We start from the raw sequence: 22,368 nt of genomic DNA, 5'->3' as shown, positions 1-22,368 counted from the left end.
GGATCAGCCGTGGGCGATCTACGCCAAACCGGCCTGTGGACAACTAACCCACACGGGTCAGCAGCGTCACCGGAGCGCCGTCGCCGGCATAACGGTAGGGCTCGAGTTCGGCGTCCCAGGCGGTGCCGAGCGCCTTTTCGAGGCCGTGGGCCAGCGCCTCGGGACCGCGCGCGGAGGCCATGATGGCGCGCAGCCGGTCCTCGCCGATCTGGATGTCACCGGAAGCGCCGATCGTGCCGCGGAACAATCCTCGGCCCGGGACGTGCATGAAGCGCTCCCCGTCGACGCCGGGGCTGGGTTCCTCGGTGACCTCGAACCGGATCATGGGCCACTGCCGCAGGGCAGCCGCAAGCTCGGCACCAGTGCCTGGCCTTCCGGACCAGCCGCACTCGGACCGCCGCATGCCGGGATCGACCGGCTGGGCAGTCCAGTGCAGGGTGACCGGCGCTGTCAGGACGCGCGCGATCGCCCACTCGACGTGCTGGCACACGGCGAGTGGGGTCGAGTGGACGTATACGACGCCACACGTTGGCACGGTGACCTCCCGGAGACCGAGGTGCGTCTTCCCCTACGACCTCGACCGCGGTTGATCGTGCTCCATGATGCCGGGTGGTACGGATGGTGCGCCAGAGAAACCGCAATATCGACATCTGGATTGGCCTGGAGGATCAACCGGCCCAACGGTTGGGCGGGCTGCTGCGGTATGGCCCGCTCGGCATCGTGTAGGCTTGCTGCGGCATTTTCTGCCGACACCGTTCTTCCTCAAGGAGTACCGCCGTGGCGAGCAACACCTCAAAGACCGCCCGCGCATCCGTCCGCGCCGGCCAGGCAGGCCAGGGTGGCGCCCTCAGCGTGCTCGGTGAGTTCAAGTACCTCATCCCGCTGGCGGACGGCCGCTTCGCGTACGTGCGCAACCTGACCAACGGCAAGACCAACCACCTCAGGACCGACTCGGACGCGTTCGTCGAGGAGATCCGCGGTCTCGCCGGCGCCGGCCACGGTGCCAAGATCCGTTCGGAGCTGCAGGGCCTGCAGGCGCAGTACCCGCAGCACGGCTGGGAGGCCACCGAGAAGCGCCTCGTGGACGCGGGCGTCTTCGAGGGCTGACCCACCCGATACGCGAAAAGGGCACTTCCGCTTCCGGAGGCGCCCTTTTCGCATGTCGTGACGAGTCAGGTGAGCAGGTCGACGCAACCGGTGTCCAAGTCGTACACGGCGCCGGCCACGCTGACCTTGCCGGCCGTGACCGCTTCGGGCACCCCGGCGACGTCGCGCATCCGCCGGACCGTACGAACCACGTGCTCCCGCATCGCCTTGGCTGCCACATCCGGGTCGTCGAGACCCACGCTGCGCACCGCTGGCGCGATCTCGTCCACCAGGTAGCCCACGTCGCCCTCGGGCCGGCTGCCGGCTTGCAGGGCCTGAACGGTGGCGTCCACAGCGCCGCAGCGTACGTGGCCCAGCACCACGATCAGCGGGACGTTGAGCGCGGACACCGCGAAGCCGACCGACCCCAGCACGGCATGGTCGACCACGTGCCCACCCGAGCGGATCACGCAGATCGAGCCGAAGGTCTGGTCGAAGATCGCCTCCAGCGGCACCCGGGAGTCGATGCAGCCGACCACGACCGCGTGCGGAAGCTGCCCACCGGACGCCGCGGCGGCAGCCTTGACGTCGTGGCCGTGCACCGGCTGGCCGCTGACGAAGCGCCGGTTGCCGGCGAGCAGCTCAGCAAGCGCGTCGGAGGGGTTAACAATCTGCGTGCCCGTCATAGATCCGTATTCTCTACGAGTCACCGCCACCGCACGTGCAGTGCGATGCACGTCACGTCGAACCGACAAGTTTCTGGCTTTTCGGATGAGCGCGAGTGATGCTTATTACCCGTGGGTACAACGGGGCCGTGCGACACACGGAGGTGCCCATGACCGAACGCTCGGAGTTCACTCTCACCGACGGCGTACGGCTGTGCGTGGAGACGTCCGGGCCCGAGGACGCCCCGGTGACCGTGGTCTTTTTGCACGGCTGGTGCCAGGACCGGCGGTCGTGGCGGCACCAGATCGCCGCGATGGCAGGCACCCGGACGCGGGTGATCAGCTATGACGCCAGGGGGCATGGCCGATCCGGATCGACCCGGCTGCACTCGGCCACGCTGCGCCAACTCGGCGACGACCTGGCCGAGGTGATCGCCGGGTACGCCCCCACCGGCCCGGTCGTGCTGGCCGGGCACTCGCTGGGCGGCATGACGATCATGGAGTACGCCGACTCGCATCCCGCCGACTTCGCCGCCCGGGTGGCCGGTCTGCTGTTTGTCTCCACTACTGCCGAGGGTGCCACCCACACCTGTTACGGCCTGCCCACGCCGCTCACCCCGTTCCTGCGGGCAGCCGAGCAGACCGGGGCCGGAGTGCTGGCCCGCCTCGGCAACCGGCGCCCGCACCGGGCCGTGCGTCCCGCGTTGCAGCCGGTCGTGCGCTGGCTGCTGTTCGGCGATGACTACCGGGCGAGCGACCTGGAAACAGCGATGTCGGCGTTCGGCCGGGCGTCGCTGCGCTCGATCGGTGGCTTCCGCGCCTCGATCGGGGCCCAGCAGCGGCTGGAGACCCTGCGGGCGCTGGGCAACGTGCCCGCCGCGGCACTGGTCGGCGAGAAGGACCGGCTGACTCCCCCGCCCTGCGCCGAGTCGATCGCCGACGCGCTGCCCGGCACCGAACTGACCGTGTTCCCGGGCGCCGGGCACATGTTGATGATGGAACGCGCCGACGATGTCACCGCCGCGCTGAACGGGGTCATCAACCGTACGGTCGAGCGTCCCCGGCAGCGCCGGCGCGGGTACGGCAAGGCGGCGTGACGCGACACCCCGTACGAGAGTAGATTTGATTGCCCCTCAAGAACCGGGGGGCGTCCATCTACGGGGAGCATGACCGACTTGAGCGACGCCCACGTCCTGCAGCAGGAAATCGCTGTCGAGCAGGAGCACGTCGACCGCGTGTACGCCCGGCTCGCCGAGCTGCGGCGCGAAGCTTCCCGCGCCGAGAAAGAGGGCTACCAGCTCGCCGGCGTCGGCACCTTCGGCGCCCTGGTCGAGCGGGATGCCATGGTTTTCCACGCCGCCCGGCGCCGGCACGCGCTGGACACCGAGTACGAGGGCCTGGTCTTCGGCCGGCTCGACCTGACCTCCGGCGCCCGGCACTACGTCGGGCGCATGGGCATCCGCGACGAGGAGTCGCAGTCGCTGGTCGTGGACTGGCGTGCGCCCGCCGCGTCGGCGTTCTACCGGGCTACCCCGGCCGAGCCGCTGGGCGTGGTGCGGCGCCGGATGATCCAGTCCAGCCGCGAACGGGTCACCGGCATCGAGGACGACCTGCTCGACCCCGAGGCCGCGCCCGAGGACATGCGGGTGGTCGGCGACGGCGCGCTGATGGCGAGCCTGTCCAAGGCCACCGGCCACGGCATGCGCGACATCGTGGCCACCATCCAGCGAGAACAGGACGACGCGATCCGCTCACCCGCGTCCGGCGTGACGATCGTGACCGGCGGTCCCGGCACCGGCAAGACGGCGGTGGCGCTGCACCGGGCCGCGTACCTGCTGTATGCCGATCGGAACCGCTTTGCCGGCGGCGGCATCCTCGTGGTCGGCCCGTCCGGGGTGTTCGTCAACTACATCGCCACCGTGCTGCCGTCGCTGGGCGAGGACACCGCCACGCTGCGCTCGCTCGGTTCGCTGGTGCCGGGCTACGACGCCGAGCGCGTCGACTCGACCGAGGTCGCGGCGATCAAGGGTTCGCTGCGGATGCGCCGGGTGCTGGAGCGGGCTTCGCACGACGCGGTGCCCGGCGGCCCGACCGAGCTGCGGCTGCTCTACCGGGGCAGCCTGCTGCGGCTGGACTCGGCCGACCTGGACCGGGTCCGGCGCAAGGCGCTGCCCCGCGGCGCCCGGCGCAACGAGGTCCGCGGCGTCGGCTTCGACCGCATCTTCGACGCGCTGTGGGCGCAGGCCAAGCAATCGATCCGCAACCTGCCGGAAAAGTCGGAATTCGAGTCCGAGCTGGCCGACCGCCAGGACTTCCGGGACTTCCTCAAGGCCTGGTGGCCCCGCTTCACCCCGCTGCGGGTGCTGAAGTGGCTGGCCGAGCCGGCGCGGCTCCGGTCGTACGCCAATGGTCTGCTCTCGAAGGAAGAAATTGCCCGGCTGCAGGGGTCGTTCGATGGTCTCGCCGAGCACGGACCGACGATCGCCGACGTGGCGCTGCTGGACGAGCTGGACGAGCTGATGGGCCGCCCTCGCAAGCCTCAGCAGCGCAAGAACGGCAACCCCTTCCACGTGCGCGACGGTGTGCAGGAGGTGAGCACGTTCGCCGATCGTCAGCAAGCCGCGCGGGCCCAGGCCGTGCAGCGCGACGAGGATTACCGGGACTACGCCCACGTGGTGGTTGACGAATCCCAGGATGTATCCCCGCTGCAGTGGCGCATGATCGGCCGCCGCGGTCAGTACGCTTCCTGGACCATCGTCGGCGACCCGGCCCAAACCGCCTGGCCGGGCGAGATCAGCGAACTTGACCAGTCCCGCGACCGAGCGCTGGGCTCCCGCAAGCGCGCGACCTACGAACTGACCACCAACTACCGCAACTCCTCCGAGATTTTCGCGGTAGCCGCCCGGGTGATCCGCAAGCTGATGCCCGACCTGCGCCTGCCCCGAGCCGTCCGCAGCACCGGCGTCAAGCCGATCGAGCTGCTGGTGGCCACGCCCGAACTCCCCCAGGTCACCCGTGACTCGGTCGACAAACACCTGGCCGACGTCGACGGCACGATCGGCGTGATCACCCCGGTCCCACGCCGCGACGAGATGGCCCACTGGGTGGCCGGCCTGCCCGAACGCGTCCAGGTCGTGACGGCCCTGGAGGCCAAGGGCATGGAATACGACGCGGTCGTCCTGGTCGAACCGGCCGAAATCGCCGTCGACGCCAGCGGCACGCGCACGCTCTACGTGGCACTTTCCCGAGCCACCCAACGCCTCACCACAGTGGGAAGTCGCTCCTGGTAAGGGAACAATTCCAGAACCGGAGGTCGTAGCTGAGTGGTGCGTACAGATCGCTGCTCACGCCGAGGTGCCGGGCCCGGAGATCCAGGCGCCTTGGCGGCGCCCGAACGGATCTCCGCGCCCGGCCACGTGCGTGAGTGGACTCTCAGGGGCGCGGGATGCCCACAACCGTGAAGCCGGTGGGCGTGGGAGTTGTGGTGAAGCGGGCGTTGGGCAGGTAGAAGCGCTTGCCGTACTCGGCGATCGTGGTGGGGACGTCGAACGCCGGGCTGGAGGTGCGGGTGACGACCGTGCCCCTGGTCGCCGCGTGGTTGAGTTCGATGCGGGCGATCACGTTCAGGCGGTTCTGCACCACGTAGAGCGTCGTACCCCGCAGCCACAGGCCGTCGCCGTTGGGGACCGCGTCGCCGCCGAGGTCGATCTCCCGGGTGACTCCGCCGTACGTGGTCCTGAACAGCTTCCCGGTGTTCGACTGAACGACGATCAGACCGCGACCGTCCGGCGTCGCGGTGATGCCGTTGGCGTTGTTGCCCTCGGCGTAGACCATGTCCCCCGTGATCGGCACCGGCACCGCCTTGGCCGGCAGCTTCCCGCGCTTGCCCAGCGGCACCTTGAACAACAACGGGTTCGTCGAGTCGGTGAACCACGCCGCGTTCCCGGTCAGCACCACGTCATTGATGAACGCCGCGCCGGTGCGCAACTGGTACGACCGGAGCACCTTCCCGTTCGAAGCGTCGACCACGCGCGCGTCACCACCCGAGCCACCCGCCAAGAAGAGCCGGTTCCGGTTGTCGATCTTCAGGCCAAGCGACGGGGTGCCGGGGCCCTGGCTGATCACCTTGCCTCTGCCGGTACGCAGGCTGAGCCGGTAGATGTCGCCGTCGAGGCGGGAGCCGAGGTAGGCGTACGGGGTGTCGCCGATCGCGATGCCCTCGGGCGCGAAGCCGGTGGGCAGGTCGTAGACGGGGAGCGCTGCTGAAGGGGGCGCTGCTACTGCCGGCACGGTGGGGCCAGCGATCCCTGCCAGGGCGGTCATGGCAATGAGGGCGAGAGTGCGTCTGGACATGAAACGGGTCTCCCGGGCGTGGACGGCGTTGTCGCCAGTTCATACCGCGGGACAACCGGCCAGGTTCAGCTTGCACACATAGCAATACGCGCATACATTTGGCGAGGCTTGGCGGCGCGGCGGAGGGTAGGGGCATGGGAGCCGGGCATGACCATGGTGGGCAGGCCCTGCGCGCGGGTGAGCGGCATCGTCCGCGCCTGTGGTGGGCGGCTTCGCTGCTGGCTGCGTTCATGGTGGTCGAGGCGGTTGCTGCGCTGTGGACCGGGTCGCTGGCGCTTCTGTCCGACGCCGGGCACATGTTCACCGATGTGCTGGGCATCGCCATGGCTCTGGCGGCCATTCATGCTGCCGGACGGGCCGCCACGGATTCGCAGCGCACCTTTGGGCTTTATCGGCTGGAGGTGCTGGCTGCGCTGGGCAATGCGCTTTTGCTGACCGGCGTGGCTGTGTACGTACTCATCGAAGCTGTTCGACGGTTTTCGCATCCGCCTGAGGTTCCGGCCGGGTCGATGATGATCGTGGCGGTCGGTGGCCTGCTCGTCAACGTTCTCGCTTTTGCGCTGCTCAGACAGGGTGCCCGGGAGAGCATCAACGTGCGCGGGGCCTACCTCGAAGTCCTCGGTGACCTGCTCGGGTCGGTGGGGGTGATCATCGCCGCCGGGATCATTGCGGTGACCGGGTGGACGTACGCGGATCCGATTGTGGCAGTGATTGTGGCTTTGATGATTTTGCCTCGGACCTTTGCGCTGGGGCGTTCGGCGGTCCGCATCCTCGTGCAGGCCGCGCCGGAGCACCTTGACATGAGTTCGGTACGCAACCGGCTCGCCGCTGTTCCGGGCGTCTGCGACGTGCACGACCTGCACGTGTGGACGCTGACCTCGGGCATGGACGTGGCCTCCGCGCACCTGAGCCTGGATCCGGCCGCCGAGCTGGGTGACGTGCTGAGTTCGGCCCGCGAGGCGCTGCACGACGACTTCCACATCGAGCACGCCACGCTGCAGGTTGAGCCGGTCGGCTCCGGCGGCGGCACATGCTCGCCGACAAGCTGGTAAGGCTAAAACGGCGCCACGGCAACCCAGCTTCCCTACCCTCGGTGCGTAGTCAACTGCGGAGGGAAATCATGAGCCAGTCGGTCATCCATCAGCCTCGTGTGGCCTGGGACGGTGCTCGGGCGTTCGTGCGGGCGGCCGGTGCAGACGCGTACGCCACGTTCTCCAACGAGGTGCTGACCCGCCTCGGCAGCGAGTTGTACGGCGAACTCGCCAACACCCGTCAGCGCCTGCAGACCTCAAGCATCGACAGCAGCGACAACGACCGCTTCACCAAGGACGTGGAGGCCAGCCGCTGGCGCGTACGCCTCGACGAGTTGCTGCGCACCCGGCCCGACCTGATGCCGGTTGTCCAGGAACTCACTGAAAAGGCGTAAACCCCCACCAGGATGACCAATACTGGGCGCATGGGAAACTCCGGCGTCATGGTTTTCGTGCCTGCGCCCCAGCTCACGGTGACCATCGAGCAGCAGAACGACAAGTCTGAGCTGCACGTTCATCCGGGCGGCCAGGGTGTGTGGCAGGCCCGGATGATCACCTTGCTGGGCGCGCCGGTCACGTTGTGCGCCGCGGCCGGTGGCGAGGTCGGGCGCGTGCTGGAACCGCTGCTGAAGTTCCACGGCGTGACGCTCAAGACGATCAAGCGCGAGCACGGCACCGGCTGGTACGTGCATGACCGGCGCAGCGGTAAGCGGCAGGAGCTGGCCGAGGACCCGGGGCAACCGCTGTCGCGCCACGAAATGGACGAGTTGTACAGCTTGGCGCTGGCCGAGGGGCTGCGAGCCGGGATCGCCGTGCTCAGCGGGCCGGCGCACCCGTCGGTCGTACCGCCGCAGGTCTATCGCCGGCTCGCCACCGACCTGGGCGCGAACGGGGTCAAGGTCATCATCGACCTGTCGGCCGCGCACCTGGCTGCCGCGCTGGAGGCCCGTCCGCACGTGGTCAAGGTCAGCCATGAGGAGCTGATCCGCGACGGCATGGTCAAGGACGGCAGCACCAAGTCGCTGACCAAGGCGCTGTACAAGCTGCACGACGACGGCGCCCAGATGGCCCTGGTGTCACGGGCCGACGAGGGTGCGCTGGCGTTGATCGAGGATCAGGTGTACGAGGTCGACATGCCCAAGATGGTGGCCGCCGAGTCGCGCGGCGCGGGTGATTCGATGACCGCGGGTGTGGCTGCCGTCTTGGCTCAGGGTGGAACGCTGTGTGACGCTGTGCGTACGGGCGCCGCCGCCGGTGCCCTCAACGTCACCCGCCACGGACTCGGGACGGGCCGCATCGACGCCGTCCAGGTGCTCACGGAACGGGTGCGCTTGAACCCCGTCGACGCGAAGGTGCCCGCATGACGCCACGCATCCTGATCACCAACGACGACGGTATCGACGCCCCGGGAATCAGATGGCTGGCCCGCGCCACCGCCCGCCAGGGGTTCGACGTGGTGGTCGCAGCCCCGCTGACCGAGGCGAGCGGCACGAGCGCCGCCATGACCGCGGTGGAGAAGAACGGCCGCATCGTTGTCGAGTCGCGGCAACTGCCCGGGGTCAAGAACATCCCCACGTACGCGGTAGCGGCGTCACCGGCGTTCATCGTGCTCCTGGCCCTGCGTGGAGCCTTCGGGCCGCCCCCGAAGATCGTGCTCTCCGGCATCAACCGCGGAGCCAACGCGGGCGCCGCGGTGGTGCACTCCGGCACCGTGGGAGCCACGCTGACCGCCTCCCACGCGGGTCTGCACGGAATGGCGGTGTCGCTGGACGTGCTCTCCCCCACCAACGGCACCGCGGCCAGCGGCGGTCAGGCAATCGCGGATCTCGACAAACAGGACGACGAGAAGCGGCACTGGGTGAGCGCGGCCGAACTGGCGGTCAAGTTGCTGCCCACGCTGACCCACACGCCGCCCGGCACGGTGCTCAACGTCAACGTGCCCGATCTGCACGTGGACGGCATCCGCGGGTTACGCCGGGCCACGCTGGCCAAGTTCGGTCAGGTCCAGATGAGCATCGCCGAGGCGGGCGAGGGCTTTGTCCGTACGGCGGTGCAGGCCGCCGACGAGCCGCTGCAGGACGGCACCGACCTAGCGGCGCTGGCGGAGGGCTTCGCGGTGGTCACCCCGATCCGCTCACCCGGCGAGGCGACCGACGTGAAGATCAACCTCGAGAACATCGTGGTGCAGACGCCGGCTATCTGATCCCGCTCAGGCGGCGGGCTACCTCGGCGCTCGCGGGCCGGTCGGCGGGCCGCTTGGCCATGCAGTCGCGTACCAGGTCGCGCAGCTCCGGCGGTAAACCGGCGACGGCGAGCACCGGGGTGGGGGCCAGTTGCCCGCAACGCCCGGCCGAGGCGAACATGGCCGCGATTCCTACCGCGCCGGGCCAGTCGAGTCGGCCCTTGACCAGGTGTTTTGCCAGCGAGACGCCGTCGAGCAGCTCCAGAGGCGAGGTACGGGACCGGGGCGCCGCCGGGGCTGTGGCTTCGCCGTACTCGAAAATCTTGGGCCCTGCCGGGTGTCTGAGCCGATGGGTGATCAGTGCCTCACGACCGGCGCCGGCGGGTGCGGTGGCCAGGATCTTGATGGCGAGACGACGGCCGCGGCGGATGTCGATCGCCCGGTAGACCGTGGAGACGCCGCCGTGACCGATGGCGTCGAGCAGAACGTAGCGCCGCAGCAGAGCTGTGCCCCTCGGAAGTCGCGCCACGTACGGGAGTGTTGCGCACCGCGGCCAGCGAAGGAAAGCTGGCCGCGGCCGGTCGGATCAGGGAACGAGGGTGCGGTGAGCCGGGTCGCCGCAGTCGGTGCACGGATCCGGGGCGCCGAAGAGCCCCAGCAAGCCGGTCACCCACAACTGCCGGTGCGCGAACCTGCTCGGCCGCGTCACCACCAGCTTCACCCCGCTCACGCTCGCGAGCTGGAAGGCCGCCACGAGGGCGGAGATGCCCACGGAGTCGATGAAGGAGACCCCGTGCATGTCGAGCTCAATGCGCTCGGGAGTGCCGGCGGCGAGTTGCTCCGCGACGGCGTCCTTGATCTCGTACGCGTTCTCGACGTCGATCTCACCGACAGGTGAGACCTCCACCACACCGATGGACCTGGTCGACGTCGTTATCGACAGCGTCACGCCCTTACCTCCACCCGCCCGGGATGGTCCTGGGCGTCTTTTCCTCGGTACGAGAGGAGCTGACCTGCAGCTATCCCTCGCCGGGGGCGGCGTTGACTACCCCCGGTCGGGTCCGGTGAAACTGCCCCGGACAGTAGTGCTCGAACCTGGCAGGCGGCTGTGTGCCACCCAGGAACCGGAGCAAGCGTACCCACAGACGTCTACCGGTTTCCCTCCCCTGGACGTCCGCTTGTGACGGACTCCCGACGTACCGGCGAGTTTGCAATTCCGGCCGGTTGGGCACCAACAGCGACGAATGACCGAGCGCCGGACGGCGATCGCAGGAGGTAGGGGGACCATGTTCTCGCGCAAGAGCACCGCCGAGCGCACCACCGCCCAGGCCTGGGACTACCTGGCCTCCGCGTGGGCGGCAGCCGGCGAAACCAGTAAGCAGACCGCCGAGGTGGCCGGGGCGAAGGCCGCCGAACTGGCAGCGAAGGCCTCGGAGCAGAGCCAGAAACTGGCCGGAAAGACCACCGCAAAGAGTTACAAGCTGGCCGGCAAGGCGAGCAGCAAGGTCAACGCGGCCACCGATGAGGCCTGGGCGCGAGCCAACCTGGCCGCAACCGCGTTGTCCGGCCGCAAGCCCGGCGTGCCGTGGGGCCTGCTCATCGGCGCCGGCCTGCTCGGTGTGGCGGTGGGCTGGGTGGCCGCGACCACGGCCCGCGCCGCTGCGGAACGCCGGGCCGAGAACGAAGAGCTGGAGCTGGCAGAGACGGCCATCGTCGTCACGCCGACCTACGAGAACTGACGTTTGAGCACCGGACGCCGGGCGGACACCCTTTGCCGCCCGGCGTCCGGTTTTGGCGCCCGGCTCACGGCTCGCCGATCCGACCTCGCCTTCGCGGGCTATGAATCTGTACAGTTGTGCGCGGCTCGATCGGTAGGGCGGGCCATGAGCGGGACGTGGCGACACTCGAGTAGATAGGTCGGCTGGTGCTCAGTTCGGGAAGTCTCCTGGACAACCGCTACCGGTTGGACGATCGCATCGCCACCGGTGGCATGGGTGACGTGTGGCGGGGCACCGATGTGGTGCTTGGCCGGACGATCGCCGTCAAGGTGCTGCGCACCGCGATGCTGTCCGACCCCGAGTTTGCCGCGCGCTTCTACGGCGAGGCCCGGATGATGGCCGCGTTCCGGCACCCCGGCGTTGTCGAGGTCTACGACTACAGCGCCGGTGACGCCGACGACCAGGACAGCTGCGCCTATCTGGTGATGGCGTTCGTCGATGGCGAGCCGCTGTCCGCCCGGCTCAAGGAGCAGGGCCAGCTGGGCGTCTCCGAGACCATGTCGATAGTGGCCCAGGCCGCCGACGCGCTGCATGCCGCGCACGAGAACGGCACCGTGCACCGCGACGTCAAGCCGGGCAACCTGATCGTCAAGCCCAACGGCACGGTGATCCTCGTCGACTTCGGCGTGGCTCGCTCGGCCGCTGTGACCAGCGTCACCGGGCTGAACGCCATCGTCGGCACGGCGCTGTACATGGCTCCCGAGCAGGTGGCCAAGGGCAGCGTCTCGGCCGCTACCGACATCTACGCGCTCGGCGCGGTGGCCTACCACTGCATCGCCGGGGTGCCACCCTTCGACGGCGACAACGCGCTGCAGGTCGCGCTGCGCCACCTCGAGGACGACCCCGAGCCGCTGCCGGAAAACCTGGCCCCACCCGCGGTCCGCGAGCTGATCAGCAGGGCCATGGCCAAGAACCCGGCCGACCGCTTCCAGAGCGCCGCCGAGTTCGCCGAGGCCGCGATCGCCGCCGCGGGCACCCTGGACTGGCGCACCCAGACCGGCGCGGCGCTGACCGGCCTGGTCCGCCCGGCGACCACCGGCACCTCGCTGACCGGGCCGGCCAGCACCGGCGCCCGGCTCGGCGGGGCCTACGCGACCGGCGCCCGGCTCGACTCGCGCACCTCGATGCACGGCCAGCCGCTTCCGGCCCAGGCGATGCCCGGCCAGGCGATGCACGGGCAGAGCCGCGCCGGTCAGTCGCTGACCGGCACGGCGCTGACCCGCCCGATGAGCCCGGCCGGCCCGCGTGGCCCCCTGCCGAGCCAGCGCAACCTGCTCGAAGCCGCTCCCCCGCTCGCACCCGCACGGCGCGCCGGGCAGTCCCGCAGCCAGCTCGCGGTCCTGATCACGGTGATCGCCCTGTTCGTGCTGGCCGGTGGGCTCGGCCTGGCGATCTATCTGTCCGGCAAGAGTGACGCCGGGGAGAACAGAAACCCCAGCGTGCAGGTGGTTCCCAGCGAGACGGCCGCCACCGAGGAGACCGAGGCCGCCGAGCCCGAGGAAACCCAGACGTTCGAGGTGCCGGTGCGCCCCAACACGCCGGCGCCGCAGCAGACCACGCCCAACCGGACCAAGCAGACCACGTCGCCAACGCCGGTAAAGACCTCCACTGCGCCGCCCAAGACAACGCCGACCACTCCGCAGGAGACGAAGCCGAGCAGCCCGCAGCAGACCTCGACGACGACGCCGGCGGACGACACCACGACCACGCCGCCCGTCGATGAAACGAACGATCCCGGCGATGACGAGGCCAACCCGAACTGACCACGGATAGTTCTCAGGTCGACCGGTGGGCGGCCGATGCGGTGGTCCTTGGCGGGGATTGCACCCCAGCCGCTACCGGAAGGGCCCCGAATGACGACGCACCAGCCGGTCTACCCCACCGCGCCGCCGTGGGCAACTCCGGACGCCGCCAGGCCCGGAACGCCGGCCGAGGCGCTCGCCAACGGACCCTCGTACCCGCAGATCGGGGGTCTTCTGGTCCCCTATCCCGAGGAAATGCGGCACGCGGCCCGCGCGCAGGCACCGGCGCTGTGGCCCGTCGCCGTGCTGACCTTCCTGCTCGGCGTGTTCGGTGCGATCTCGGCGGCTCGGCGGGCCAAGCGGGCGCGACGCAGCGGCAACAACCCCGCGCCCTACTGGATCACCTATGCGGTGACGATGCTGGCCGGCGGCTTTGTGTGGTTCGTGGTGACCTTGACCGTGGTGCAGCCGCTGGTCACCAGCTTCCTGGAGTCGCGGGCGCTGAGCTCGGTCGAGGACCACATCCTGCACGACGGCCAGCTGGCGAAGGCGAACCTGACCGCCAGCTCGGCCGCCTGCCGGGCCGCCGGCGACCGGCGCGAGGACGGGACGCGCGACTACCTGTGCCGGTTGACGCTCGCGGACGGGCGTACCGGCCAGGTCACCATCACCGCTCAGCGCGACGGGACCTGGCAGGCAACCCAAACCCGATAGGAAACTCAGAAGACCGGCACTCCTGCGCGGACCAGCCGCCAGTTCGGTACGAAGAAGTCGGCGGGGTTGATGGACCCCTTGGCCTGCGCCCAGTCGATCAGCAACTGCCGGATCTCCTGCTGGGCGTTGTAGACCTGCTCCTTCACGATGCCCGGGAAGGCACCACCGCCGCTGCGCCGGTAGTTGTTCACCGCGACCACGAACTGCGCGTCCGCGGGCACCGCAACACCGCCGATCGACAGACTCGTGATCCGCGAGCCGACCGGCCGGCTGATGTCGATGTCGTAGTCGACGCCGGAGAACACGTCGTAGTTGTAGTCGGGAACCGCCGGGTCGCTGATGGTTTCCGGGTCCGGGGTGGCCCCCACCGGCAGCGTGACGAAGTACTTCGCCGAATACTCCAGGTACGCCTTCACCTCAGCGCCGGTCAGCACGACCGCCTCCAGGGTGTTGTCGTAGATGTAGAGCCCGGCGACGTCCTTGATCTTCACGTCGCCCTTCGGGAACACCGCCGTGCGGCTGAACGGCGCCGCGATCGACAACACCGGCAGCGCCGCGTACGACGTGCCGGCCAGCGCCGCCGTCACCGTGTCGGTCTGCACCTTGTTGATGTAGTCGAGGATCGGGGTGTCCTTGTAGCGCGACTCGGCCGCCGACAACTCGTCGGTGGACGCGGCCACGACCTGGTTGACGTACGCGACGGTCTTCGCATGCTGTGAGCGCACCGCAGCAAGCACGGTCGGGTCCTCACTGACCGTGTTGGTGTTCAGCGAGTCCGCCTTGGCCGCCGTGATCCTCCACGAGTTGTGCTCGCGGACCAGCGTGAAGTCCATCCGGGTGAGCCGCTGACCCCACTTGGACGGCTCGGACAGCAGTACCTGCTTGCCGGTCTTCACGTTGGTCACGAACCGCTGCGGCACGTTGTTGTGCGCGTGACCGAACAGGATGGCGTCGATGCCCGCTACCTGCTCGGCGATCAGCGCGCTCGGGTTCTCGTTCGGCACCTCGGGCCCGTAGCTGCTGACCCCGCTGTCCCCGCCGTGCGCCGAGATCAGCACGATGTCCGCACCGCGGGCGCGCATGATCGGCACCCAGGTGGCCGCGGTCTCGACCAGGTCCTTGAACAGCAGCTTGCCCTCGACGTTGGCCTTGTCCCAGATGGCCACGCCGGGGTTGGTCAGCCCCAGGATGCCGACCCGCAGCGTGGGGGCATGGCGACCCAGGGAGACCTTTTTGATGACGTACGGAGTAAAAGCCGGCTTCCCGGTCTTCGCATCTACCGCGTTGGCCGCGAGCGCCGGGAAGCCGAGTTGACGGATCCACAGGTTCAGCAGCGGCAGCCCGTAATTGAACTCGTGGTTGCCCAGCGTTACCGCGTCGTAGTGCAGCACGTTCATCGCCCGAGCCATCGGGTGCCGCGTCCCGGTCTGGGTGATCGGCTCCTGCTTGGCGTAGTAGGTGGCCAGCGGCGTGCCCTGGATCGTGTCCCCGGCATCCAGCACCAGCGTCGCCTTACCCCGGCGCTCGGCGCGGATCTGGTTGACCAGCGCGGCGAGCTTGGCCACACCGACGTCGTTGTGTGCGCTGTCGTCGTACTCCAAATCTCTGTAGTAATCCCAGTTGTAGACGTTGCCGTGCGTGTCGGAGGTGCCCAGCACGGTCAGGTCGTAGGTCTTCGGCGCCCTGCCGGGTCCCTTGCCATGAGCGTCAGCCGCCCCGGACAGCAGGACCGGAGCAGCCGCGCCGGCCGCAGCGGCACCGAGCACGCTGCGCCGTGATACGCCCGCGGGGAAATTCATACCCGTACCTTTCGAAAGGGATAGCTCAGCGCACCATAACCGCCGATGCATCGATGGACGAGGGCCGCCGCGGGAACGACACACGGGCGGGGTGCGCCGGGGTACACCTTGAGGTGCAGGCATCCCATAGGATCGCCGCCATGTCTGCGCAGCCCGATCTGCCGCTGCGTCCGATGACGCTCGGTGAGCTGCTGGATGCTGCCATGACGCTGCTGCGGGCCCGGGCCCTGCCGTTGCTCGTCACCGCCGGGGTGCTGGCCGGACTCGAGCAGCTGGTTCTGCTGCCGTTCCGGGAGCTGGCCTTCGCCACTGCGCCGTTCTACGGGCCGGCTCGGGGCAGCTTCGGGGCCTGGTGGACGCTGATCGCCGTGGGGTTCGCCACCGAGGCGTTCATCATCTGCGTGCTCGGTTCGCTGGCTGCCGCGGCGGCTGGGCCCGCGCTGGTCGGGCGGACGGTGAGCAACCGGCAGCTCTGGTCGCGGATGCGGCCGCTGGTCACGTTTGCCAGCGCCACCGGGTTCGGGGTCATCTGCGGCGTCGCGGCGTTCGGCGGGTTCGTCGGCTGGGTCTTCGTGTACGGGCTGTTCGGGCTGGTCAGCGGGGTCGTCGTGATCGACCGGGCGGGCGGCGGGGCGTTTCTGCGCTCGGCGCGGCTGGCCTCGCGGGGTGGGCTGCGCGGGGTGTGGATCCGGTTCGCCGCCTACCTGTCGTGGTTCGCGGTGCGGGTCGTGCTGGGCGCCGGGTGGGTGCAGATCCTCGATGCGTTCAGCGACGGGCGGCCGGGCAGTTCGGCAGTGCTGACCCCGATCGCGTTCGGGCTGGCCAACACCGTCGCCTACGCGGCGCTGGCCAGTGTGGACGCGGTGCTGACGCTGGAGATCCGGATCCGCACCGAGGGCCTGGACATCGCGATCAGCCGGGCCCGCAGCCGCGGTGAGGACGAGGCGGCGCCGCTGGTGTGGGCGCCGTGACCCGGATCTGGGACGAGTTCGCAGCGGCCGTCTTCGACCGCATCTCGCCGGCGTTGCTGCTGCTTCTGCTGCTCGTCGGTGCCGGGGTGATCGGCTCGCTCTGGTACTACTGGCCGCGCTGGGTGCCGCGCCGCCTGCCACGCCTGCGCCTCCGCCTGCCGCGCTTCCATCTCCCCAAGCGGAAGAAACGCGCGAGAAAACCGGCGAAAACGCCGAAGAACGTTCAGGAGCCCGGCTTCAAGCCCACAGTCGTCCTGCCCGATGGCACCCTGCTCGCGGACAAGCTCGCCGCCGAGGGCCGCTACGCCGAGGCCATCCGCCAGCGCCTGCGCGACATCGTCGGCGACCTCACCCAGGCCGGGGTGATCTCCCCGCTGCCCGGTACCACAGCCGCCGAGGTGGCCGCGTCGGCCGCCGTGCACCGCCCGGCGGTGGCCGCCCCGCTCAGCGGCGCCACCGACCTGTTCTCCGAGGTCTGGTACGGCGACCGCCCGGCCCAGCGCACCCACGACGACCACATGCGCGCCCTGACCGGCGAGGTACGCAACCGGATGACGGGTGGCCCGCAGACATGAAGCTGACCCTGCCGATGAAGCACCCGCGCCGGCTACGCGTCTACACCCCGTTCGCGCTCGTGCTGGCGCTGGTCACCATCACGATCATCGCGCACCTGGTGCAGCGTGCCGACCCCACCGACTCGGCGTTCCTGTCCCCCACCAGCACCGACGGGCAGGGGGCGAGCCTGCTGGCCGGCGAGTTGAGGAACAACGGACGCACGGTGGACGTCCGCACCGGCACGCTCGACGCCGTCGAACAGGCCAGCCAGGGCGGCCCGGCCACCGTGTTCATCACCACGCCGGAGCTGGTCAACACCAAGTACCTGGAGTTGCTGGCGCTGCTGCCCAGCGAGGTACGGGTCGTCATGGTCGCCCCGCGCCAGGCTCAGCTCGACCAGCTCGGCTTGAACGTGACGGCGGCCGGTCCGCGCTGGACTGCCGCCGCGCCGCAGCCCGGTTGTGCCGCCGGCTTCGCCACGCCGGGCCCGGTGGCCGCCTTCCGCTGGAGTTACCCGGACGCCCCGGTGGCCTGCTACAACGGCGGTGTCGTGGAGGTGCCCTCGCCCACCTCGGCGACCTTCACGCTGGTCGGGGCGGCGGACCCGTTCCGCAACGACCGGGCCGACGAGCATCAGAACCATGCTTTCGCGGTACGGCTGCTGGCTCGCGAAGGCCGGGTGATCTGGCTCGACCTGCACACCCGGGAGCAGCTCCCGCCGAGCCAGCCCCCCACGCCGCGCCCGCAGGGCACCGGCGACGTGGAGCCGAACCCGGACCCCGATGCCACCGGCGCACCGTGGGACGACGGTGACCGCGACGATTCCGAGCCGGGTGGCCAGGCCAACCAGGGCGGCAGCGCGTCCGGTGACGGCGGGGGCAGCCCGTTGGCGCAGGCGTTCCCGCCGGCCGTGTGGGCCACGGTTGCGCTGCTGGTGCTGGCCGCGCTGGCGTTGGCGCTGGCCTCGGCGCGGCGGCTGGGCACCCCGGTGGCCGAGCCGCTGCCGGTACGGGTGCGCGCCGCTGAGACCGTACGAGGACTGGGTTCGCTGTATCGCCGGGCCAAGGCTCGCGGCAGCTCGCTGGCCACCGTGCAGGCGGCCGCGCGAACCCGGTTGATCGAGCACTTCGGGTTGCCTGCGGGCACGTCCGTCGATGAGCTTGCCGCGCATGTGGCGGCGCGGACCGGTCAGCCGGACAACGAAGTGCGGCACCTGCTCGAGGGCGGGGTCGAGGACAGCGACGAGGAACTGGCCCGGGCGGCAAGCGACGTGCAACGCCTGGTGCGGCACTTGACGGAGAGGAATGTGACGTGACGTCTTCGCTACCAGTGGAGGCCCTCGCGGCCCGCGACGCGTTGCAGCGCCTGCGGGCCGAGGTCGCCAAGGCGGTCATCGGCCAGGACGCGGTGGTCGGAGGCGTGATCATCGCGCTGCTGTGCGGGGGGCACGTGCTGCTCGAAGGCGTGCCCGGGGTGGCCAAGACGCTGCTGGTGCGCGCGCTCGCGGCGGCGCTGGACCTGCACACCAAGCGGGTGCAGTTCACCCCGGACCTGATGCCCGGCGACGTGACCGGCTCGCTGATCTACGACGCCCGCACCGCGGCGTTCAACTTCCGGGCCGGACCGCTGTTCACCAACCTGCTGCTCGCCGACGAGATCAACCGCACCCCGCCGAAGACCCAGGCGGCGCTGCTGGAGGCGATGGAGGAGCGCACGGTCAGCACCGACGGCGAGACCCGCCGGCTGCCCGAGCCGTTCATCGTGGTGGCCACGCAGAACCCGATCGAGTACGAGGGCACGTACCCGCTGCCCGAGGCACAACTGGACCGGTTCCTGCTCAAGCTGGCCGTGCCGCTGCCCGAGCGCGCCGAGGAGCTCGGTGTGCTGCGTGCCCACCACCAGGGCTTCGACCCCCGCGATCTCAAGGCCGCCGGGGTGGGCCCGGTCGCCTCGGCCGCCGACCTGGCCGCCGGGCGCGCGGCCGTGCGCCGGGTCGCCGTGGCCGAGCCGGTGCTCGAGTACGTGGTGGATCTGACCCGGGCCACCCGGGAGTCCCCGGCCCTGGAGCTCGGCGCTTCCCCGCGTGGCAGCACCGCGCTGCTGGCCGTCGCCAAGGCCCGCGCGTGGCTGAGCGGGCGCGAATACGTGATCCCGGACGACGTGAAGGCGTTCGCCATCCCCGTGCTGCGCCACCGGGTGCGGCTGCGCGCGGAGGCGGAGCTGGACGGCGTCTCCACCGACTCGGTGCTGCGTTCCGTGCTCGGCGCCGTGCCCGCGCCCCGCTGAGCCGGCCGTGATCACGAGGCGCTTCGCGCTGCTGCTGGCGCTGGGCGTGCCGCTCCCGGCGCTGCTGCCCTCGCCGTGGCTGCTGACCGCCGCCGTGCTGGCGCTGGCCGGGGGCGCGGCGGTGCTGGACGTGCTGGTGGCGGCGCCGCTGACCGCGGTGACGCTACGGCGTTCGGGGACCGAGACGGTGTGGCTGGGCGGCTCGGCGAGCACCACGCTGACCGTCGCGAACACCGCCACCCGGCCGATGTGGTTGCGGCTGCGGGATCGCTGGGTGCCCTCGGCCGGCGCGGACGCCACCGAGCACCGGCTGAACCTGCTCGCGGGCGAGGAGCGGGAGGTCACCACGACATTGACGCCGACCCGGCACGGCAACCGGCCGGCGGTGCGGGTGACGCTGCGCTCGTACGGGCCGCTGGGGCTGGCGTACCGGCAACGGCGGCAGCGCTGGAACGACGAGATCACGCCGGCCTGGACGCTGCGGGTGCTGCCGCGGTTCCCGTCGCGGCGGTTGCTGCCGGAGAAGCTGGCGAAGCTGCGGGTGTTCGACGGCGCGGTGGTGACCCGGGGGCGGGGGCAGGGTACGGAGTTCGACGCGCTGCGTGAGTACGTGGTGGGCGATGATGTGCGCAGCATCGACTGGCGCGCTTCGGCTCGTACCCATGATGTGATGGTTCGCACCTGGCGCCCGGAACGCGATCGCCGGGTGGTCTGTGTCCTCGACACCGGCCGGACCTCCGCCGCGCGCATCGGTGACGAGCCGCGCCTGGACGCCGCCATCGACGCCGCGCTGCTGCTGGCCGTGCTGGCTTCCAAGGCCGACGACCGGGTCGACCTGCTGGCTGTGGATTCGCAGGTCCGCGCGCGGGTGGAGGGCGGCGGGCACCGCACCAAGCTGCCCCGGCTGATCAGCTCGATGGCGTCACTGGAACCGGCGCTGGTGGAGACGGACTTCGGCCCGGCTGCCAGCGATCTGCTGCGCCGCGGCCACAAGCGCGCCCTGGTGGTGATCTTCTCGGCGCTGGATGCCGCGCCGATCATCGAGGGTCTGCTGCCGATGCTCGGCCGGCTGACCACGCGGCACCGGGTGGTGCTGGCCAGCGTGCGCGATCCCGAGACCGAGCAGCTGGCCCGGCTGGGCGACGAGGCCACCGCCGATGACGTGCACCTCGCCGCGGCGGCCGAGCTGGCTCTAGCCGAACGGGGCCGGGTGCGGGCGCTGCTGGTGCAGCAGGGCGTGCTCGTTGTGGACGAGCCGCGCGAGGCGTTCGCCTCGAAGGTGTCGGACGTCTATCTCATGCTGAAGGCGGCGGGCCGGCTGTGATCCGCCGGTAGTCGGTGATCAGGTCGTAGTCCTTGGCCGGCCCCGCGGCATGCCACCGCTCGGTGAACGAATCGGGCCCGGTGACCTGCCCGGTCACGGTGTAGAGGTCGTCCTTGCACAGATGGCCGGCGTCCCACTGCCGGTCCCGAAGGTCAAGGACGTAAAAATCCCGTCCATCCAGAAAACGTACGTCCAGAGCGCCATCCGGACGCGCCCGGTACACCAACTGCCGCGTGGCCGGACCGCGGTGCGCGCCAAAGCTGAGCTCGCCGTCCTCGACGTAGTGCAGCGTGCCAGGGTCGTCGCCGTCGGCGAACTGCGCGTGCCCGGTGAAGACTCCGGTCAGCTGCGCCTTACGGTCGACTACGTCACGGTGCACCGACCACCTGCCACGCAAGAATTCTTGATAGCTTCGCTCCAGCACCGCCCACCCCTCAACGGAGGCCTCATGTCGCAGGTAGCCACGCTACGCCGGCCGCGTACCCCCGTACTCGCCGACCTGATCCCCGGCGCGCTCGCGCGCGACATCCTGCTGGTGGCCGGCGGCGCCGGGTTCATCGGCCTGCTCGCCCAGATCGTCGTGCCGATCCCGGGCACCCCGGTGCCGATCACCGGGCAGACCCTCGGCGTGCTGCTGGTCGGAGCGGCCTTCGGCTGGCGCCGCGCGGCCGCCACGGTTGCCCTGTACGCCGCCCTCGGCATCGCCGGCATGCCCTGGTTCGCCCACGGCGGTAGCGGCTACTCGGGCGCTGCTTTCGGCTACATCATCGGCTTCTTCGTCGCCGCGACCGCCGCCGGCTGGCTCGCCGAGCGCGGCGCCGACCGTACGGTGCTCAAGTCGCTGCCGGCCATGCTCGCCGCCGAAGTGATCATCTACGCGTTCGGCCTGCCCTGGCTCGCGCTGTCCACCGGGCTCTCCTTCGGCGAGACCATCTCGCAGGGCCTGGTCCCGTTCCTGATCGGCGACGCGGTGAAGGCGGCACTGGCCGCCGGCCTGCTCCCGGCCGCGTGGGCGCTCACCAACCGCCGTAGCTGACCAGCACATCTTTGAGGCCGGCTCCCGAGCGGGGGCCGGCCTCTTCGCGTGCCGGACCATGGATTCCGTGGCCGTCGCCTGTTCAGACAGTGCGGTAAGGGGCCAAACGGGCATTGCGGGGTCCTCCTCGCCCGGATCGATGGCGTATGACCGCTTCATATGCCGAGCAGGCTCTCGCAACGGACAAATATCCTCGACTGCAATCCGCAGATTGCACTACGCCGACGTCCTCCTGACGAATGCCCCTTGCTGTTAGCGTATGCCACCCCGGACCATGGGAGCTGGAAAGGTCACGGGAGGTAGCCATGGCAGTGTCAGGAACTGCGGCTCCGGGCCACAGCGGATGGGCCGTCTTCTACGACGGACCGGATGTCGTCGTGACGAGCTGGTACGTGATGAACCCCGACGGGCGCTACGCAGTCGCCCACCTCGGCAATGTCCGGCAAGTGCACGTGCGCACCTACACCGCCCGGGTGGCGGCGATGTTCACCGCGGCCGTCGAGCTGATGCTGGCCGCCCCGCTGGCCATCGCGTACGGCTCGGTGGCCCTGCTGGTCGCCGGCGCGCTGGCCGGACTCGGGATCGTGACGGCCATGGTGATCGACGGCCGCCGCAACCCGCGCTGGATGGCGCTGCAGGCGACCTACGGCAGCCGCGACGTCGAGTTGTTCAGCAGCCCCGACAAGCGCGAGTTCGAACGGGTCCGGCGGGCCGTGATCCGGGCGGTGCAGCTCAGCCGCGACCCATGGCCCTAGACGAGTAATTCCTAACCGCGGTTAGTGGTCGTAGGCGATGAGTGACCTGGTCACGGGCTGGCCGGTTGCCCGGTTGTGCCAGATTGCGGCG

Annotated in this window: 24 protein-coding genes; 17 read left to right on the top strand and 7 right to left on the bottom strand. The window is 70.1% G+C overall.

Features of this window, described 5'->3' with window-relative positions:
- Positions 1 to 43: 43 nt before the first annotated feature.
- Complete coding sequence (locus TFC3_RS08145; protein ID WP_067497604.1) at positions 44 to 535, bottom strand: DUF3145 domain-containing protein; 492 nt, start codon at positions 533 to 535, stop codon at positions 44 to 46.
- Positions 536 to 777: 242 nt separating this feature from the next.
- On the opposite strand from TFC3_RS08145, the gene TFC3_RS08140 reads away from it, so the two are divergent.
- Positions 778 to 1,107 carry a hypothetical protein gene (locus TFC3_RS08140; protein ID WP_067497601.1) on the top strand — a complete coding sequence of 110 codons (330 nt, stop codon included), beginning with the start codon at positions 778 to 780 and terminating at the stop codon, positions 1,105 to 1,107.
- Between the two features lie 65 nt (positions 1,108 to 1,172).
- Here the strand turns inward: TFC3_RS08140 and TFC3_RS08135 are convergent, their stop codons facing one another.
- Positions 1,173 to 1,772 (bottom strand): carbonic anhydrase, encoded by a 600-nt coding sequence (locus TFC3_RS08135; protein WP_067497598.1) that lies wholly within the window; start codon positions 1,770 to 1,772, stop codon positions 1,173 to 1,175.
- Positions 1,773 to 1,921: 149 nt separating this feature from the next.
- Here TFC3_RS08135 and TFC3_RS08130 point away from each other — a divergent pair, with 149 nt between their 5' ends.
- Together TFC3_RS08130 and TFC3_RS08125 are read left to right on the top strand one after the other, a co-directional pair.
- A complete protein-coding gene (locus TFC3_RS08130) occupies positions 1,922 to 2,848 on the top strand; it encodes an alpha/beta fold hydrolase (protein ID WP_067497595.1) in 927 nt (308 codons plus the stop codon).
- Positions 2,849 to 2,926: 78 nt separating this feature from the next.
- Positions 2,927 to 5,041, top strand: a complete 2,115-nt coding sequence (locus TFC3_RS08125; protein ID WP_067506219.1) for an AAA family ATPase — start codon at positions 2,927 to 2,929, stop codon at positions 5,039 to 5,041.
- Positions 5,042 to 5,183: 142 nt separating this feature from the next.
- Here the strand turns inward: TFC3_RS08125 and TFC3_RS08120 are convergent, their stop codons facing one another.
- On the bottom strand, positions 5,184 to 6,104 hold the full coding sequence (locus TFC3_RS08120) for a superoxide dismutase (RefSeq protein WP_067497591.1): 921 nt from the start codon (positions 6,102 to 6,104) through the stop codon (positions 5,184 to 5,186).
- A 134-nt stretch (positions 6,105 to 6,238) separates the two neighbouring features.
- Between TFC3_RS08120 and TFC3_RS08115 the strand changes: the two genes are divergently transcribed.
- From TFC3_RS08115 to surE, 4 genes are all read left to right on the top strand, one after another.
- The gene (locus TFC3_RS08115) at positions 6,239 to 7,156 is read left to right on the top strand and encodes a cation diffusion facilitator family transporter (RefSeq protein ID WP_067497588.1); all 918 of its coding nucleotides are present in this window, start codon (positions 6,239 to 6,241) and stop codon (positions 7,154 to 7,156) included.
- A gap of 68 nt (positions 7,157 to 7,224) precedes the next feature.
- Positions 7,225 to 7,530, top strand: a complete 306-nt coding sequence (locus TFC3_RS08110) for a hypothetical protein (protein WP_067497585.1) — start codon at positions 7,225 to 7,227, stop codon at positions 7,528 to 7,530.
- Between the two features lie 30 nt (positions 7,531 to 7,560).
- The gene (locus TFC3_RS08105) at positions 7,561 to 8,499 is read left to right on the top strand and encodes a 1-phosphofructokinase family hexose kinase (RefSeq protein ID WP_236718029.1); all 939 of its coding nucleotides are present in this window, start codon (positions 7,561 to 7,563) and stop codon (positions 8,497 to 8,499) included.
- A complete protein-coding gene (gene surE, locus TFC3_RS08100) occupies positions 8,496 to 9,338 on the top strand; it encodes a 5'/3'-nucleotidase SurE (protein WP_067497582.1) in 843 nt (280 codons plus the stop codon). The genes TFC3_RS08105 and surE overlap by 4 nt, the downstream gene beginning before the upstream one ends.
- Here the strand turns inward: surE and TFC3_RS08095 are convergent.
- Positions 9,331 to 9,846, bottom strand: coding sequence for a hypothetical protein (locus tag TFC3_RS08095; protein WP_067497579.1), 516 nt, complete (start codon positions 9,844 to 9,846; stop codon positions 9,331 to 9,333). The genes surE and TFC3_RS08095 overlap by 8 nt on opposite strands.
- 57 nt (positions 9,847 to 9,903) lie before the next feature.
- Positions 9,904 to 10,266 (bottom strand): STAS domain-containing protein, encoded by a 363-nt coding sequence (locus tag TFC3_RS08090; protein ID WP_067497577.1) that lies wholly within the window; start codon positions 10,264 to 10,266, stop codon positions 9,904 to 9,906.
- 337 nt (positions 10,267 to 10,603) lie between these two features.
- On the opposite strand from TFC3_RS08090, the gene TFC3_RS08085 reads away from it, so the two are divergent.
- From TFC3_RS08085 to TFC3_RS08075, 3 genes are all read left to right on the top strand, one after another.
- Entirely contained in the window at positions 10,604 to 11,056 is a 453-nt protein-coding gene (locus tag TFC3_RS08085) for a hypothetical protein (RefSeq protein ID WP_067497574.1), read from the top strand.
- 185 nt (positions 11,057 to 11,241) lie between these two features.
- Positions 11,242 to 12,858, top strand: a complete 1,617-nt coding sequence (locus TFC3_RS08080; RefSeq protein WP_067497571.1) for a serine/threonine-protein kinase — start codon at positions 11,242 to 11,244, stop codon at positions 12,856 to 12,858.
- A 90-nt stretch (positions 12,859 to 12,948) separates the two neighbouring features.
- Complete coding sequence (locus TFC3_RS08075) at positions 12,949 to 13,551, top strand: hypothetical protein (protein ID WP_067497568.1); 603 nt, start codon at positions 12,949 to 12,951, stop codon at positions 13,549 to 13,551.
- Positions 13,552 to 13,556: 5 nt separating this feature from the next.
- Here TFC3_RS08075 and TFC3_RS08070 read toward each other — a convergent pair whose 3' ends face one another.
- Positions 13,557 to 15,350 carry a bifunctional UDP-sugar hydrolase/5'-nucleotidase gene (locus tag TFC3_RS08070; protein ID WP_067497565.1) on the bottom strand — a complete coding sequence of 598 codons (1,794 nt, stop codon included), beginning with the start codon at positions 15,348 to 15,350 and terminating at the stop codon, positions 13,557 to 13,559.
- A gap of 140 nt (positions 15,351 to 15,490) precedes the next feature.
- Here TFC3_RS08070 and TFC3_RS08065 point away from each other — a divergent pair, with 140 nt between their 5' ends.
- The 5 genes from TFC3_RS08065 to TFC3_RS08045 are packed head-to-tail and all read left to right on the top strand — an operon-like array spanning position 15,491 to position 20,486.
- Positions 15,491 to 16,321, top strand: a complete 831-nt coding sequence (locus TFC3_RS08065; RefSeq protein ID WP_067497562.1) for a hypothetical protein — start codon at positions 15,491 to 15,493, stop codon at positions 16,319 to 16,321.
- Complete coding sequence (locus tag TFC3_RS08060; protein ID WP_067506214.1) at positions 16,318 to 16,896, top strand: DUF4129 domain-containing protein; 579 nt, start codon at positions 16,318 to 16,320, stop codon at positions 16,894 to 16,896. The genes TFC3_RS08065 and TFC3_RS08060 overlap by 4 nt, the downstream gene beginning before the upstream one ends.
- Entirely contained in the window at positions 16,893 to 18,191 is a 1,299-nt protein-coding gene (locus tag TFC3_RS08055; RefSeq protein ID WP_067497559.1) for a DUF4350 domain-containing protein, read from the top strand. The genes TFC3_RS08060 and TFC3_RS08055 overlap by 4 nt, the downstream gene beginning before the upstream one ends.
- Positions 18,188 to 19,162 (top strand): MoxR family ATPase, encoded by a 975-nt coding sequence (locus TFC3_RS08050; RefSeq protein WP_067497556.1) that lies wholly within the window; start codon positions 18,188 to 18,190, stop codon positions 19,160 to 19,162. Before TFC3_RS08055 ends, TFC3_RS08050 begins: the two co-directional genes overlap by 4 nt.
- A gap of 7 nt (positions 19,163 to 19,169) precedes the next feature.
- Positions 19,170 to 20,486 carry a DUF58 domain-containing protein gene (locus TFC3_RS08045; RefSeq protein ID WP_173745305.1) on the top strand — a complete coding sequence of 439 codons (1,317 nt, stop codon included), beginning with the start codon at positions 19,170 to 19,172 and terminating at the stop codon, positions 20,484 to 20,486.
- On the opposite strand, the gene TFC3_RS08040 is transcribed toward TFC3_RS08045, so the two are convergent.
- The gene (locus TFC3_RS08040) at positions 20,458 to 20,910 is read right to left on the bottom strand and encodes a DUF6314 family protein (protein WP_067497553.1); all 453 of its coding nucleotides are present in this window, start codon (positions 20,908 to 20,910) and stop codon (positions 20,458 to 20,460) included. The two genes, TFC3_RS08045 and TFC3_RS08040, sit on opposite strands and share 29 nt — an antisense overlap.
- A gap of 24 nt (positions 20,911 to 20,934) precedes the next feature.
- Between TFC3_RS08040 and TFC3_RS08035 the strand changes: the two genes are divergently transcribed.
- On the top strand, positions 20,935 to 21,522 hold the full coding sequence (locus tag TFC3_RS08035) for a biotin transporter BioY (RefSeq protein ID WP_067497551.1): 588 nt from the start codon (positions 20,935 to 20,937) through the stop codon (positions 21,520 to 21,522).
- A gap of 305 nt (positions 21,523 to 21,827) precedes the next feature.
- Positions 21,828 to 22,277 (top strand): DUF6232 family protein, encoded by a 450-nt coding sequence (locus TFC3_RS08030; RefSeq protein ID WP_067497547.1) that lies wholly within the window; start codon positions 21,828 to 21,830, stop codon positions 22,275 to 22,277.
- Positions 22,278 to 22,368: the final 91 nt, after the last annotated feature.

The sequence above is a fragment of the Actinoplanes sp. TFC3 genome, from assembly GCF_001553785.1.
Taxonomy (GTDB): domain Bacteria; phylum Actinomycetota; class Actinomycetes; order Mycobacteriales; family Micromonosporaceae; genus Actinoplanes.
Note: the sequence above shows the minus strand (reverse complement) of the source record. Positions and strands in the feature narration are given on the sequence as shown.